We start from the raw sequence: 16,351 nt of genomic DNA, 5'->3' as shown, positions 1-16,351 counted from the left end.
TTACTTCCCATAGGAGTCTACGTATATTTCCTCCGCTAAGGTAATGCAATATTCGCTTTTGAGGCTTAGCATTTTAGTTATGTCCCAGCCTCGATTTTTTTGAAAGTATATTTTCAGTAGAGATTTTTGAATGGTTGGAAAACACCTCTCAAATTATTTAGAAATTATGGTAAGCTAATTGAAAGTGCTTACAATACAGGGGTGGAGTGATTGGGAAATTTATTCACTAAAAGATTTGCTAGCCATAACTTGCAATTTACTGGTCATTATCGAAGAAATTTAATTGTATTTCTCTTGATAACAAGTCTTCCAGGCATACTGATCGGAGTAATATTATTTTTCGTTAGTAAATCACAGATGGAAAAGGAATTGCACACAGTTCATCAAAATCATTTATATAAAACAATGGATTCTATCCAGGAGCAGTTTTCTTATATAGAATTCTTGCTAGCCAATTGGGCAACAGATGTTAATTTCAGCAAAGACTATGAAAATATAGATTTGAAGAATGATTATAAGAGAGTACGCCAAATATACAAAACATTACTTTATCTTGAGAACTCCAATCCATTTATCGGGTATGTTGAGCTATTTATTAATCAGGAAGAGCCAATTGTTTTTTCAAAAAGTGGCTATCGTTTAATAAACGATACAAAAACCTTAAATTCCTATCAGCAGTTTTTAACGAATGATAATAGTTTATTTTGGAGTCCAACACTGTTAGAGGTAGAGCAGGGATATAAAGACCGCTACGCACCACTTGGATTAGTTCATAATTTAGCGAATACAAGATTCACTTCCTATGGATCAATTCTTGTTTATATGGATAAGGATAAGCTTGCTGAATTACTAAAATCTCCATATGAAGCTGGATCTGTCTTTTTAATAAGTAATCAAAACCATTGGGTTTTCGCAGATCCCGAACAAGTAAGGCCAAGCGAGTTAGAAAAGGCGATTTATGATGAGATAGAAGGAAGGCCAGGAAAAAAAGAGCCACTTTTATTTTATTTTGACAAAATGGAATATACGGTAACCTATGATTCATTCTCCCGACTTGGGGAGCAATGGTACTATGTTTCGATTGCTCCGCTAACAACGATTACAGCGCCAGTTGTATTTATTTCTAAAGTATTCATTATTCTTTGTTCAATCTTATTATTGGCAGCTATTTTCCTTTCCTTTTTTGCTTCTAAAAAATTATACAATCCGGTTGAGACTTTGCTTAAAAAAATTAATAACGAGGGAAAAACAACAAAAAATGAGTTTGATTTTATTGAAAATCAGTGGAATGATCTTTCAAGTGAAAGTGAAAATTTACGAGGTCGTTTGGAAAGACAACTGCCAGATTTAAGAGAAGGCTTCCTACTCCAACTTTTTCAAGGCTATCTACATGCTTTTACTGAAAAGGAATTACTAGAGCGGATGCAACATTTTGGTTTGAAAAAAGGGCAAAAGTATTTAATTTTATTTATTCAATTGTTTGGATTATCTAAGTTACAAGGGAAGTTTTTAGCGGGCGATGAGGGCCTTGTCACTTTTTTAGCTGGAAATGTAACAAAAGAGTTGATGCACCAAATGAATATTACTGGACAAATTATAAACTTTTATGATCTATCCCTTGGTTTATTTATAACGATTCCACAAGAGGAGACACAGGAGGAGATCGAAGCTAAAACTCATCAGCTTAGTGAAACGATGATTACATCGATAAATGGGATTTGCCATATGGATGTAGTGATCGGCATTAGTAGAATAACTAATACGATCCAAGAAATTCATTCTATTTTCGAAGAAACCAAAAATGCTCTAAGTCTTCGTAAATGGAAAGATTATAATCAAATTATTGTGATTGAGAAAATGGATCACTTGTTTCAGCAAGAAGATACAGTCGAATTTCCATTTGCTATAGAAAAAGAAACGATCCAAGCGATTCGATTGCGAAATGAAGATGAAGCAATTAAACGATTAAGAGCATTTTTCCAAACATTATCGGAAAAAAACGTTAGTACGGCTATGGTTAAACAAAGTGCTCTTCAGCTTTTAGGAAATATTCATCAGATTGCCTTGCAGGCTGGATTGATGGATGAAAACATTATGAATAAAGGTGTTCAGCTGTATAAAAAGCTTTGGGAATTAAATGATCCTCTTGAGATGAGTCAATGGTTTGAAGCAAAGGTTGTTCGATCAATTATTCAGGAACTTTCACAAAAGCAAGATCAAAGGATGAGAATAGTAGTAGAAGAAGTTGTTCATTATCTACAAGAGAATTATATGAAAGATATTTCTTTGGATTATTGTGCGGATCAGGTGAACTTACATCCAACTATTTTGAGTCGTGTGTTTAAGGAAGTATCTGGTTGGAACTTTATTGACTTTCTCACCAATATTCGTCTTATGAAAGCAAGAGAACTTCTTATTAAGACAGATACGAGAATCAACCAAATTGCTGAACATATTGGGTATAAACCAAGCTATTTTAATCGACTTTTCAAAAAGAGTGAAGGAATTACACCTAGTGAATTCAGAAAAGTAAATCAAAAGAAAAAAAGCTTTATTTCATAATTGTAGAAAGGATGAGCGAAAACATGGAGTTTGGTTATTCATTTATCCCGAGGGTTGAAAATAAATATGACAAAGAGAAAGGATATGGTTTTTCTGTTCCGCCAAATTCATCAAGATATGAAGATTTGAAAGATTCATGGCCTGGTGATTATTTCCTAACACCGGTGCCAACGCTTTTGATGGATGTACCGAATGGGAACTACAAGGTTACCCTTACTTTGGGCTCTTCCGATCAACCGGCGATCACGACGGTGAAGGCGGGATTAGGGCATCTGAAGCTACATGAGGTAAGGACAGAGATAGGGGAATCTTTAGCTAAAACCTTTGCGGTACATATTGATGATGGGCAATTAAAGCTTGCCTTTGGTGGGGAAGCCCCTGGTGTACAGCATGTGGAAGTGAGAAGGATGACAAGCATCCCCACAATGTTTCTCGCTAGTGATTCTACGGTAACAGATCAGCCATCGGGCCAATTTCCCTATTCTGGTTGGGGGCAAATGATTGGCTTGTTTCTGGATGAAAGTATTGCTGTTGCGAATCATGCACGCTCTGGTAGAAGTAGCAAAAGCTTTATTGCGGAAAGTCGTTTAAATCGGATTGCTAAAAAGTTGTGTAAAGGTGACTATCTCCTTGTTCAATTTGCCCATAATGATGAGAAAGATAATGCAGGCGGCACCAGACCCTTTACAACGTATCAGGATTATTTGAAGCAATACATTGATCTTGCCCAAGAGGCCGAAGCCTATCCGATACTTGTTGCTCCTATGCATCGCCGTTTCTTTGAAAAGGATGGAAGTATCAAGAATACCCATGGGGATTACATCGAAGCCATGAGACAACTAGCTCAGCAAGAAAAGGTACCGTTTATCGACTTAGCTTCATTAAGCAAAGTATATTTTGAGGAACTAGGGACTGAATGTACTAAGGAAGTGTTTTTGTGGGCTGAACCTGGACAATATAAAAATCTTCCAGAAGGTGCGGAAGATAATACTCATTTTTCCGAATCAGGTGCGATTGAAATTGCAAGGCTGGTCGCAAAAGGTATTCTGGAGGCGGGGGCTGAGCCGTTATGCTCTCATATACTTAAAGATATGGCAACATCTTTGCCTTAGATAAAGGTTTAATAAAAATGATGACAGATCAAGAATAATGGGAGGAGGACATTTTCCCGCCTTCAGTATTTGTGTAGATGTTAGAAAATATAATCTTAATCTATGAGGTGACAAAATGTTAGATATGAATACTTTTCAAAATCCAGATGCGAAATATGGGATTCACCCATTCTGGTTCTGGAATGGGGAGATGGCAGAAAAGGAAATAGAGCGACAAATTGAAGAGATGGCAGACAAAAGAGTAACAGGCTTTTTCTTATGTGCCAGACAAGGGATGAGTGTTCCTTATCTCTCTGATCAATGGTTTCAAAAAGTAGAGTACGCGGTTGACATAGCAGCGAAGCATCATATGGATGTTTGGTTGTATGATGAATATCCCTATCCAAGTGGGATGGCTGGTGGAGAGGTGACATTAGAGCATCCAGATGCAAAACAATCCATTCTCCATCATACGGTTAAGAAGGTTGATGGCAGCAAGAAGGCGGAGGTAGAACTGCCATGGGGGAAAGTGCTATTTGCGAAGGCTGTGCCCCTGGATGCAGAATCGGGGGAGCGTAAATGGGCTCATGCGATAGATGTGAAACAATCGATTGGAAATCTCCAAGTTGAACCAGTTTATCAAAAGACTGGACTTACGACTTATAACCAAAAGCGTTTTTTCACTTATAACCCGAAGAAAATAGTGAATTGGATCGCTCCTGCCGGGGAGTGGGAAATCCATTGTTTTCTTGAAGGAGAAATCAATGATTTTAAATATTATGGGACATTTGTGGATCCTTGCCATACGGAGGCAATGGCAACATTTATTAAAATGACACACGAGCGTTACGCACAAAAACTTAAAAAGCATTTTGGGAAAACAATTAAAGGAATGTTCACTGATGAGATTCATTTGCTAGGAAGATATCCTTGGTCACCACGATTTGTACCCTTTATCAAACAAAAATATGGTTATGATATTCGTGATTATTTACATTTGCTTCTTTACCAAGATGGGGATTTAGCTCCGAAAATCCGCTATCATTATTTCCAAGCAAATCATCTTCTATTTAGGGATGCGTATCATAAGCAAGTCCATGATTGGTGTGAACAATATGGCTTAGAATATGTTGCAGAGGTTCCATCTGTAAGAATGGCAGCGCAAACATATAGCCATATTCCTGGCGGAGATAGTGCTCATGAAAAGCTAGGTCGCTCTTTAGACTGGATTTTAAAACGCTATTTTTATAGTTTACGAGCAAATCCAAAAATGATTAGTTCTTTAAGCCAGCAGCTTGGAAGGGAGCGAGCTTTAATCGAAAGCTTCCATAGTGTCGGCTGGTCAATGACTTTACAGGATGCAAAGTGGATGATTGATCGTTTAGCTGCATTTGGGGTTAATTTCTTCAATTTTCATGCATTCTTTTATACATTGGACGCAATGGTCAAGCATGATGCCCCACCATCTCAATTTTTGCAAAATCCGTACTGGCAACATTACCGGAAATTAGGAGATTATACGAGAAGAATGAGTTATATTATGAGTGAAGGGACGCCTGTCCGGCCAATTGCTGTCCTCGATCCAACCACAAGTTTGTGGACCCATTTGGCAAATCCTTTTACATCTTTTACTTATACAGGGAAAGATGAAGCAGAGAAAGAGAAATTAGAAAAATTGAAGCAACATTGGGCAGATCTTTGTTTTCAATTAACAACCCATTACAAAGATTATGATCATCTTGATCCAGAACTATTAGCAACTGCGAAGATTTCTGATCGACAAATGACTATTGGAAATGCCACATATTCTCTTCTAATTATACCGCCAATTACAAATTTAGAAACGGATGCTTGGCAGAAAATCAAGCAATTTATTGAGGCAGGTGGAACAGTAATTGCTAATGGTCTTCTCCCATATGAAAGAATCGATGAGGAGGAGGAAATTTTTGCAGAAATTAAAATGACCTTTGGATTAGCTTCAGAAGCAAAAATTAATTTCTGGGAAGGTGAGCAGCAGGATTTACTCACATATTATATGAAAGGGGAAAGAAATGCTATCTTCATCCCTTGTACAGCGGATCATCCTTTACAAGACAGAATACAGACCTTGTTTAAAATTGTTGATCAATATTTGCAGGAAGAGATCCAGTTCAAGGTTAAGAATGATGCAAAATCCTTTTTACTACAACAGCGTCGCTATGATGATAGGACAGAAATCGTCTTTCTAAGTAATCAAGAAGGGGATCCACATCAAGCAAAACTTTATATGAAACGAAAAGATATAGTGATCACGAAATTGAATGTAGAAACTGGAGAAGAAGAACCATTGCTTGCGACTTGGATAGACGATCATTGGTGTCTTGAGCTAGATTTTGCTCCTTATCAATCCCAACTGATTAAGATTTCAGAAAATCAGATAGAAAATAATGAGAGTTTCCAAAAGAGTGAATCCACTGTTTGGAAAATAAATGCCGAGGATAATTGGGACGTGATGCCACTGCAAGCGAATATGTTACGATTGGCTGAATTTGATCTGCAGCTACCGGCGCACGGAGAGGCTAATTGTACTGTACAAGCAAAGACTTTTATTGATCAATGTGAGGATCTAGCGAATAAACATTCATTGCCAGTACAATTTAAACAAACATTTGGCACACCGATGAATGTAAAGATGGCTTATCCAATCAATGTCTCTTATCGAGCAACGTTTAAAGTTGAGACACGACCTTCACGTTGTTCACTAGTAATGGATCGTCACGCAATTCAGGGGAAACTTGATATTCTTATTAATGGAGCAATTGTTAATCAAGCTCATTGTCACCAGAAATTTGTATACGATCATAATAATATTGTCTGTGATATTGGCCCAATGATAAAGCAGGGAGAAAATATTGTTGAGGTAAAAGGAAAGATTCAACATGATTGGGAAGGTGTCGTTGATCCGCTATATGTAAAGGGAGACTTTGGTGTTGATTTTTCTAATGATCTTCAGCCAATTTTGTCAGATCTTCCTAAAAGTGCGCCAACGATTGTTGGACCTTATTGTAAATTACCGTATTACGCGGGAACCATTCATTTCCAAAGGAAGGTTAAAATTGATAGATTACCAGAAACAGCTAGTTTTACATTGCAATTTTCCCAGTTTGAGTATTTTCATGAATGTGCTGAGGTCATAGTGAATGGCCATTCTCTTGGTGTTAAAGCATGGTCCCCTTATAATTGGGAGGGGAAAACTAGCATCTTATCTGAAGGAAAAAATATCGTTGAAGTGAAAGTGACCAACACATTAGTCGGACTTTTAGAGGGGAAATATTTTGATGATGCTACACATACACTAAAAGATGTCCGAAAAATCGATAGAGAAAAACTTCGTAGGAAAGGATGGGAAACGATTGAGCAAAAGTAAAAGGCCCAATGTCGTCGTTTTTTTTACTGACCAACAACGTTGGGATACGACAGGGGTACATGGAAATCCTCTTGAGCTAACACCGAATTTTGACCGGATTGCCCAAGAAGGAACCCACCTTTATAACACTGTTACTTGTCAGCCAGTTTGTGGGCCAGCCCGTTCTGCATTTCAATCAGGGCGTTATCCGACCCAAACAGGATGCTATCATAATAATGTGCCATTGCCTCATACTACGAAAACACTAGCCAATCAATTCCGAGATGGTGGTTATCAGACAGGCTATATTGGCAAATGGCATCTTGCTGCAGAAGAACCAGTAAGTGAAGAAAGAAGGGGAGGGTATGATTATTGGTTAGCTGCGAATGCATTAGAACATACATCAGAAGCCTATCAAACAACTCTTTATAACAATAATTGTGAACCTGTGGAATTGCCTGGATATCGAGTAGATGCACTCACAGATGCAGCAATCCGTTATATCGACAAACATAAGGAAGATCCATTCTTTCTATTTGTCTCTTACCTTGAGCCTCACCATCAAAATCGGATCGATGATTATCCAGCACCGGTTGGTTACCGTGAGAGATATACAGCTAGATGGACACCACCAGATCTTGCCGCACTTGGTGGTACGGCACATCAGCATTTAGGTGGTTATTACGGAATGGTGAAACGACTGGATGAAGCGCTGGGAAGATTGCTGGACGCGTTGAAAAGTCTTCATTTATATGACGATACAATTATATTATTTACTTCTGACCATGGTTGTCATTTTAAAACTAGAAACAAGGAGTATAAGCGTTCTTGTCACGAAAGTTCCATTCGTATTCCTGCCGCAATCACTGGACCTGGATTTAGGCAGGGGGGACAGAAAAAAGAATTAGTAAGTTTAATTGATTTTCCCCCAACATTAATTGATGCAGCTGGTCTGGACGTTCCTGAAGAAATGATGGGGTCTTCAATTATGCCACTTATTCATGGAAGAAGTAAGGGGTGGCAGGAGGATGTCTTTATCCAAATTAGTGAGGCACAGGTAGGCAGGGCGATCCGTACACAGAAATGGAAATATAGTGTTTCTGATCCAACGAAGGACCCTGTACATGATTCTAAATCCGATCATTATACCGAGGAATTCCTTTATGACTTAGAGGCAGATCCGTATGAATTAACGAATTTAATTGGTCTAAAATCCCATCAAGAAGTGGCGCATAAGTTGCGCGAGCGTCTATTGCGAAGAATTGAAGAAGTCGAAAATGAACGACCGCTGATTGAACAGGCACCAATCAAAGGGAGTGGGCAACGCAGAGTGACAGAGAAAGAAGTCCTTTTGTAACACTAATGCTTAAAAGAGAGTAGAACAATGTTCATAATTAACTTGAGTAAATCATGCTGCAAAATCATTTTCTAGCTGACGAGAGTTTGACAAATGATAGCCGAATTTTTATAGTAAACCCCTATTTTTTAAAAATAAATTGGAGGTCAACGATGACAAAAGGAAAGGTTTGGTCCCCAGAATGGTCATATTATACTGATCGATTTACAGGTGTTCAAATTACGCAATTAACAAATTACACAGGACATAGTCATCATTTATATTTTACAGAAAACGGCTGGTATGATAATGGAAGAAAAATATTATTCTGCTCAGATAGGGAAAATAAAACAAATTTATTTCGAATAGATTTGCAAACAGGTGAGCTGCTTCAGTTAACTAATTATGACACTACATATGATATGTCGGCTTGTTTGCATCCTGATGAAAAGAAAGCTTATTTTAGAAGGAAAAACAAAATTATGGAAATCGATCTGGAGACATTGAAGGAAAGGTTGATCTATGAGGGATCCGAATCCCTTATTGGAGGAAATATTAATTGTACAGCTGATGGTCAATATGTCATTACCTGTGTGCGTGAAGACTTTTCCGATCAAATCCAAATTGATTTAAAAAATGGCTATATTGGCCATCGAGAATTAATGGAGGCAAAGCCAAAATCACAAATTCTTCAAATCTCAATCGCAGATAAGACGGCTAAAATAGTGTTTGAGGAAGAAAACTTCATTACCCATATTAATACATCACCAACAAAGAAGGATTTGATTACTTTTTGTCATGAAGGGCCGTGGCAATTGGTGGACCATCGTATTTGGGGTTTGAATCTTCAAACAGGAGAAGTATGGAAAATTAGGGAGCGAAAAGAGCCTATGGAAATGGTTGGCCATGAATATTGGTATGCAGATGGAGAGACAATTGGCTATCATGGCTTTCGCGCCAATGGAACTGCCTTTTTTGGAAAAATTCAATATGATAATCAACAGATGAGAGAGGTAGAGTTTCTTTTCCGTAATTGGCATGCTCAATCAAATGATTTTTCTCAAATCGTAGTGGATGGTCGTGCGCCACTAGATAAATTGATTGTTTGGCGCCAAGAGAATGGAACATTTACGAAGCCTAAAGTCCTGTGTGAACATCGCTGTAGTTTTCACGTTCAGAAAGTTCATGCCCATCCAAGATTTAGCCCAGATGGAAATAAGCTATTATTCACTAGTGATAAAAATGGCTATGGAAATTTGTACTTAGTTGACTTACCTAACGATTTTAATTCACTGCCAGATTATGAGAGATAAATTGGAATGGCTTATTAATTTTATCTTGTTGTTTGATACTATTTAGAACTCTTAAAATAGTTTTAATGAATGTTCAAATATTTTGGAGATAATTAGAGTTATATTGGGGACAAATTAGCGCTTGCTAGACTGCTCTAGTTGAACACAGTTTAATTGATCCTTCAATAAGATATCGCTCTTCTTTCTTGATTTCCCCAGATCTGGAGGAAATCTTCTTTTTTTATTTTTTCCTTTTGATTAGACCAACAGTCATTGTAATAGTAATAAATTTGGTCAAAACCGGTTAAAACGATGGCATGGACAGTAAAACCATGTAGAGGAGAAACCCAGGCAACAACCGGTTTTTCTTCACTTAATTGTTGTTCTAATGCGCTGAGACTATGACCGGTTAAGTCTTGGACACTTCCCGTATATTTTTTGATCAATTTTTGTAGAGCCTGAGGATAGATAGTCCAGCCTGATTTATCATAGGGATTGCCGACATAGCCTTGATGGGGATCAGATTTATGCAGGGGCATTTCCTTCACTACGGTCAACTTGTCAACCACAATTCCTTTGAATCGTAATAACATCGTGACTGCCGTGATTTCGCAGCCTGTCGGTAATTCTGGTAATTGGCTAATAAGAGGAACATTCAGTTTCAAGGAAATCACCTTTCTAGTGAGACATTCTGGACAATAACAAAACAAAGATAGTGATTTTGGCTCATTTATCAATGAAAGTAATCTTCTGTAAAATTGGTCACTTATATCTATACTTATTCACCATAACGGATGAAAATCCTCTAATGTAGTTAATTATAATGGAAAGAAAAAAATCACTGAAGGCGAATTTTGGTGAAAAAAGAAGGCCTCCATTTGGGCAGGCCTTCTTTTGATGCTAGCTATTTGCGTCCCACAATTTATTCATCCGTTCACTCCATTTATTCACTCGCTCAATAATTTGTTGACGTTCTGCTTCATTTTCTTCCCTTTTCTTTGTATCTAACTCTTTTTTCACATGTAATGTCAGTTTATTCTTTTTTTCAATCCGCTCTTTTAATTGTTCATATTGTTCTGAGGTAATCATCTTTTGCCCTCTCATAATATTAAGAGCAGAGAAAAAACGGCTTTTTTCATTTAAACCAGCATAATGGATTCGATCCGCTAATTTTGCTCGGGCTGTCATTTCATCAAAGCTTTGCCCCCAATGCTTTAATAGCGAATTTGATTTGCTGGCAACTTCTAAAAATGACGGCACCCATGTTTTCTTAATGGAGTTATTTAGATCTTCGATGGTTTTAGCAGAGATATATTCACCATTCCCAGCAGCTGCTACTTCTTTGAGAGAATTTTCACCAGCTTGATCGACATCAAACCCAATAATGTTTACAGAGCGATTACCATCTTCAGAGGCAAATGCTTTGGCTTCTGCTACAGGATCACCATCACAAGTCTCCGCCCCATCACTAATAATATAAAGAGTAACATTTTCGGTGGTACCTGCCATTTTCTCCCTTGCTGTTTTAATGGCATTGGCAATCGGGGTCCAGCCTTTCGCTTCAACTGAATCGACAGCTTCTGCAAATTTTGTACTTTCATATGTTTGGAGAGGGTATACTTCATCGATGGTTGTACATGATAATTGCTTATCTTCATCATTTTGTGTACCAGCATGACCATAGACAATTAAAGAGATGTCATGATTCGTTCCGATAGTCGTGGCGAATCGATTAGCAGCTGTTTTGGCAACCGCCATTTTTTGCTTTCCTTCCACATTTAATAACATACTTGAACTGGCATCTAGAAGAATAAGGGCTTTCCCTGGATCAACAGAATGATCCTCTCCCTCCATTTCTTCAGGTTCAGGTAAGTATGGTTCATACCAGTTTACTGTAAATTCATTCAGCTCTTGGATGGCTTGATGATAAGCATTACTTCCAACATAATAATGTAAAGCTTGAAAAATAACGTCAGGATCTTCGGTAATCCCTGTTACCTGTGCTAGTTTCTCGGTCAATTCATCTTCATAGTTTCCAAGTCCAAACTGCCCCCAAACCTGTTTGGTTTCCTCGGTGTAGGGGATATCATTTGTGAAAAAACCACCTGCTTGTGCCATCAACTCTTCTTCTGTTGTCGGGATAAGAAGGTTTTCGATATCAGCCCACTGGGAATCAAAAGTATGATCAACATTCGTTTTTTCTTTAGAATCTTCCTCTAATATCTCTTTTTCAGGTTCCTCTTTTACCACGTCCTTGACAGGTGTTGGTTCTTCTACAATTTCTGCTTGTTTTTTTACATCATTTGCACACCCACCAAGCAAAGATAAAAACAATATCCCAATTATCCATTTATACATTCTCTAATCTCCCTACTTGTCAACCGATTTTCTTTCTTATAAGTCTAGCAAATATCATTATAAAAACGAGTAACCTTGGTAGGATATTTTCATGCATTAGGAGATAGTGAAAAAATGAAGAGTAGCTATTGTGGAGACCCTAGACCAATTGGCGGCAAAAATATATTGTTGTGGTTTGCTTAAAGCCCAATTGCTATAAAAAAGGGACTCTACATCAATAGATGAATGAGTCCCTTTACGTTATTATGCTTCAAATGGTACGAACAGATTCCCGCTCCACGATCTGATGTGGCATGTAAAATACCCCTGTCTCCATTTGCATTTTTGGTTCTTCTAAAATTTTGATTAGATGGTTCACACTTTCAACCCCAATTTTTTCGAATGATTGGGAAACAGTTGTTAATTTAGGTGTGATCATATTAGAGATCGATAAATTGTCAAAACCAATAATGGACACATCATCTGGCACTTTTAAGTTGTGATCATGTAGACTTCGCATGGCTCCAAACGCCATTTCATCTGTTGCACAAAACACAGCAGAGAACGGGAATGTCTCTCTAGTTTCTAGCAATTGAGTCATCGCACTATAACCACCTTCGTAACGAAAGTTATTTCCGACTGCCACATGCTTTGCTTTAAAGGGAAGACGATAAAAGTCGATGGCATTTTTAAACCCCTGATATCGAGGTTCCCCGACAAGTTTATCCTCTGTCGGGGATGAAGTAACCATGCCAATATGTTTATGTCCTCTTGAAACCAAATAAGAGATTGCATCAAATGAGGCTTTGATATCATCCGTTTTAAAAGAGGAGAACTTTAGTTTTTTATGCTCACTTAAAGCTAAAACAATCGGAATTCTAAGGCGATTTAAGACTTCATCATATTCCTCAGTCATTACTCGGCTAGAAATGATAATGCCAGATACACCATGCTTTTTCAAAGAGACCATTCCATCTAGAATTTGTTCTTGTAAAGGTCCCTCATCATCTAAATCCCGTAAAATCAAATCAATACCAGAATTTTTAGCTGTCCTACTAATTCCCCTATACAACTCACCAAAATAAAAAGTAGTAATATCGGGGATTAACAATCCAAGTGATACATTCTGTTTTTTAGAACTTAAAGATTTTGCCTTTTCATTCGGATAGTATCCGAGTTTTTCGATACTTTTTAATACCCGTTCCCGTGTGTCGGGTGTAACAAGATCAGGATTATTTAAAACTCTAGATACTGTAGAAATCGAACATCCAGAATCTTTGGCAACGTCTTGGATTTTCACCAAAGCAATTCAACACCTTTTACATTTTATCTCTTAATTCTATTAAATATATTGTTAAATAATCGGTTATCAGTGAAATTTAATCTTTTTCAGAAAAAACTTCTCATAAACTCAATGTTTATAATAAAAATATAGCATAAAATGACTTCTTTATAAAATGACAACGGTTTTATTTTTTTGAAATTTCTATTGACAGGGCATACATTTTCATTTATTCTGTATTCAAGTTGTTTCTGAAAACGTTTCTTGAAAATAAATCAAATGTTTTCAGAAGAGGTTAAAATTGAAGAGTAAAATTCAGTGTAAAAGAAAGCGATTTTAATAGAAAATCCTTTCATTATTAATAGGAAAGAGGGAAAACAATGACAGATCAACAAAAAGTAAGAATTGGAATCATTGGCTGTGGAGGAATTGCAAATCAAAAGCATTTACCATCTTTAGTAAAGCTAGGTGATACGGTGGATTTAGTTGCGTTTTGTGATGTACTAACAGAACGAGCGAAAAAGGCTGCCAGCCAATATGGAAGTGATGAGGCAACCGTTTATACAGATTACAAGCAGCTGTTAGAAGACACTTCAATCGATGCTGTTCATGTTTGTACACCAAATATATCTCATGCTGAAATTACAATTGCAGCTCTTGAAGCAGGGAAGCATGTCATGTGTGAGAAGCCGATGGCGATTAACTCTAAAGAAGCGAAAGAAATGATTGATACAGCGAAACGAACAGGAAAGAAACTAACAATTGGCTATCAAAATCGTTTTCGAAAAGATTCGCTTGCTCTACATAAAGCATGTGAAGCAGAGGATTTGGGAGAAGTCTATTTTGCGAAAGCACATGCGATTCGCCGTAGAGGGGTACCTACTTGGGGTGTTTTCATGGATAAGGAAAAACAAGGTGGCGGACCATTAATCGATATCGGCACCCATGCACTGGATTTGACGTTATGGATGATGAACAATTACAAACCGAAATTGGTTGTCGGTTCTACTTATCAAAAATTGACAGATAAAAATGAAGGAAATGTGTTTGGTCCATGGAATCCAGAGGAATTTAATGTAGAAGATTCGGCTTTTGGCTATATCAAGATGGAAAATGGTGCGACGATTATGCTTGAAGCTTCATGGGCATTAAATCTGCTTCATGAAAAAGAAGCACAAGTGACTTTATGTGGAACCGAAGCAGGTGCCGAAATGTTCGGAAATCCTGATACGAATGAAGGCTATGTCACATTTAATACAACGAAATATGGTGAAAGAATTGAATCATCCACTACCAAAGCAGGTGGGGTTGCTTATTTCGGTGAGGAAGAAGTGGATATGGGCTATCTTGAAGCGAAACAATGGATTGATGCAATTTTACACGATGCGGAACCATTGGTGAAACCTGAAGAAGCCTATGTTGTGACCCAGATATTAGAAGCAATCTATGAATCTGCTGAAACTGGAAAAGCGATTGAATTAAATTAGGAAAAGGGAAGCTGAGACAAAACCTAAATGCTAAGCTCCAAAGGCGAGCAATTTATTATTTTAACGAAGTGTATTTCCAAAGCGGGTATATATACCGTAGTAGTTCGTTTTTTCTTTGGTGAAAACATTGATGTCTCAGCCTCAGCCAATTCCAATAACTGTTAAATGGAGATTAGAAATGAAATCAACTACCATACCGAAAACAGATGTGAAACCAACAACTATGAAGTTAAGTATGAAAGAAAAAATTAGTTATGGTTATGGGGATTTGGCTTCCAACTTCGTATGGGGAATGGCCACAAGTTATTTATTGTTTTTCTATACCGATATTTTTGGCATTTCAGCCGCAGCGGTAGGGACGTTGTTTTTGATTACAAGAATTTGGGATGCACTGAATGATCCGATCATGGGAATAATTGTTGATCGAACAAAAAGTAAACATGGAAAGGCACGTCCCTATCTATTATATTTAGCGGTACCATTTGGCATTTTAAGTATTTTAACGTTTATTACCCCCAATTTTTCTGATGTTGGGAAATTGATTTATGCTTATGTCACCTATACATTACTAGGGATGATTTATACGGGAATTAACCTACCATATGGTGCATTGATGCCAATGATGACAAGGGATTCTGTTGAAAAGGGACAATTAAGTAGTTTTCGGGCCATGGGAAGATCAATCGGGGCCATTATTGTGGCAGCGTTAACTTTACCACTTACAAATTTACTCGGACAAGGTAATCAACAGCTTGGTTTTCCATTGGTTATGACGATTTATTCCATTATTGGGGTCATCTTATTTTTAATAACTTTTAAAAATTGTAAAGAAAGAGTTACACAGACGATAAAACAGGAAGTAGCGCCTAAGGTCAAACATTCTATACGTGATATGTTTAAAAATAAACCATGGGTGATTGTAGCACTTAATTCATTGCGATGGTTTACAAGATTAGGATTGATGAATGGTGTCCTTATTTATTATGTGAATTATGTTCTCGATAAACCTGGAATGGTACCGTTTTATCTGACTTTGTTAAATATAGCAAATTTGGTTGGTGGAGCGATTGCACCGTTCTTATTAAAACGCCTAGGGAATAAAATATCGAGTGTAAGCATGTATACGATTGTTGTTGTTTTATTAATCTCTTTATATTTTGTAGAAGGATCATCGCCTATTATATTTGCAACTTTGTTTTTCTTCGCCAATGTATTAATTGGTTTTGGCGACCCAGCGAATTTGACGATGCTCGGGGATGCGATCGATTATCAAGAGTGGAAATTCGGTCATCGAGTGGAGGGATTGCTTTATTCTGCCTATAGTTTTGCAACGAAATTCGGCGTGGCGATTGGGTCTGCTTTTGTTGCGTATGCTTTAGGTTGGGCTGGATATAATCCGGACGCTTTGACGGACCAGGCAATTAACATGATTAGAATATTAATGTTCGGTGCTCCGATCATTTTGACTGCTTTGCAAATTGTCGTACTAGCTTTCTATAAGCTTGATCAGAAGCATGAGCAAATCGCCAAAGAGTTAGCGGAAAGAACGGTTTAATGGCCGAAAAAAACATTTTGGAAT

General features: G+C 37.5%; 10 protein-coding genes. 7 read left to right on the top strand and 3 right to left on the bottom strand.

The features are described 5' to 3' along the window. Nucleotides 1–210: 210 nt before the first annotated feature. From J2Z23_RS14380 to J2Z23_RS14360, 5 genes are all read left to right on the top strand, one after another. Nucleotides 211–2,562: a helix-turn-helix transcriptional regulator gene (locus J2Z23_RS14380; protein WP_209974336.1), complete on the top strand. Its 2,352-nt coding sequence runs from the start codon at nt 211–213 to the stop codon at nt 2,560–2,562. A gap of 11 nt (nt 2,563–2,573) precedes the next feature. Next, nucleotides 2,574–3,674, top strand: a complete 1,101-nt coding sequence (locus J2Z23_RS14375; RefSeq protein ID WP_083492417.1) for a rhamnogalacturonan acetylesterase — start codon at nt 2,574–2,576, stop codon at nt 3,672–3,674. Between the two features lie 115 nt (nt 3,675–3,789). Continuing rightward, the gene (locus J2Z23_RS14370; protein WP_209974334.1) at nt 3,790–7,059 is read left to right on the top strand and encodes a glycosyl hydrolase; all 3,270 of its coding nucleotides are present in this window, start codon (nt 3,790–3,792) and stop codon (nt 7,057–7,059) included. After that, nucleotides 7,046–8,395, top strand: coding sequence for a sulfatase family protein (locus J2Z23_RS14365; RefSeq protein ID WP_057987235.1), 1,350 nt, complete (start codon nt 7,046–7,048; stop codon nt 8,393–8,395). The genes J2Z23_RS14370 and J2Z23_RS14365 overlap by 14 nt, the downstream gene beginning before the upstream one ends. A gap of 152 nt (nt 8,396–8,547) precedes the next feature. Continuing rightward, the gene (locus tag J2Z23_RS14360) at nt 8,548–9,687 is read left to right on the top strand and encodes an oligogalacturonate lyase family protein (protein ID WP_057987238.1); all 1,140 of its coding nucleotides are present in this window, start codon (nt 8,548–8,550) and stop codon (nt 9,685–9,687) included. A gap of 161 nt (nt 9,688–9,848) precedes the next feature. Here J2Z23_RS14360 and J2Z23_RS14355 read toward each other — a convergent pair whose 3' ends face one another. The 3 genes from J2Z23_RS14355 to J2Z23_RS14345 form a co-directional block, all read right to left on the bottom strand. After that, nucleotides 9,849–10,331, bottom strand: coding sequence for a C39 family peptidase (locus J2Z23_RS14355; RefSeq protein ID WP_057987239.1), 483 nt, complete (start codon nt 10,329–10,331; stop codon nt 9,849–9,851). A gap of 235 nt (nt 10,332–10,566) precedes the next feature. After that, on the bottom strand, nt 10,567–12,024 hold the full coding sequence (locus J2Z23_RS14350) for a vWA domain-containing protein (RefSeq protein ID WP_209974332.1): 1,458 nt from the start codon (nt 12,022–12,024) through the stop codon (nt 10,567–10,569). Nucleotides 12,025–12,274: 250 nt separating this feature from the next. Next, on the bottom strand, nt 12,275–13,303 hold the full coding sequence (locus J2Z23_RS14345) for a LacI family DNA-binding transcriptional regulator (RefSeq protein ID WP_238456144.1): 1,029 nt from the start codon (nt 13,301–13,303) through the stop codon (nt 12,275–12,277). Between the two features lie 362 nt (nt 13,304–13,665). Between J2Z23_RS14345 and J2Z23_RS14340 the strand changes: the two genes are divergently transcribed. Both J2Z23_RS14340 and J2Z23_RS14335 read left to right on the top strand, forming a co-directional pair. Beyond that, nucleotides 13,666–14,772, top strand: coding sequence for a Gfo/Idh/MocA family protein (locus J2Z23_RS14340; RefSeq protein ID WP_209974330.1), 1,107 nt, complete (start codon nt 13,666–13,668; stop codon nt 14,770–14,772). 178 nt (nt 14,773–14,950) lie between these two features. After that, the gene (locus tag J2Z23_RS14335; protein ID WP_209974328.1) at nt 14,951–16,327 is read left to right on the top strand and encodes a glycoside-pentoside-hexuronide (GPH):cation symporter; all 1,377 of its coding nucleotides are present in this window, start codon (nt 14,951–14,953) and stop codon (nt 16,325–16,327) included. The last annotated feature ends 24 nt before the right edge of the window (nt 16,328–16,351 follow it).

This window comes from Lederbergia galactosidilytica (assembly GCF_017873565.1).
Taxonomy (GTDB): Bacteria; Bacillota; Bacilli; order Bacillales; family Bacillaceae_C; genus Lederbergia; species Lederbergia galactosidilytica.
This window is presented reverse-complemented; position numbering and strand designations above follow the sequence as displayed.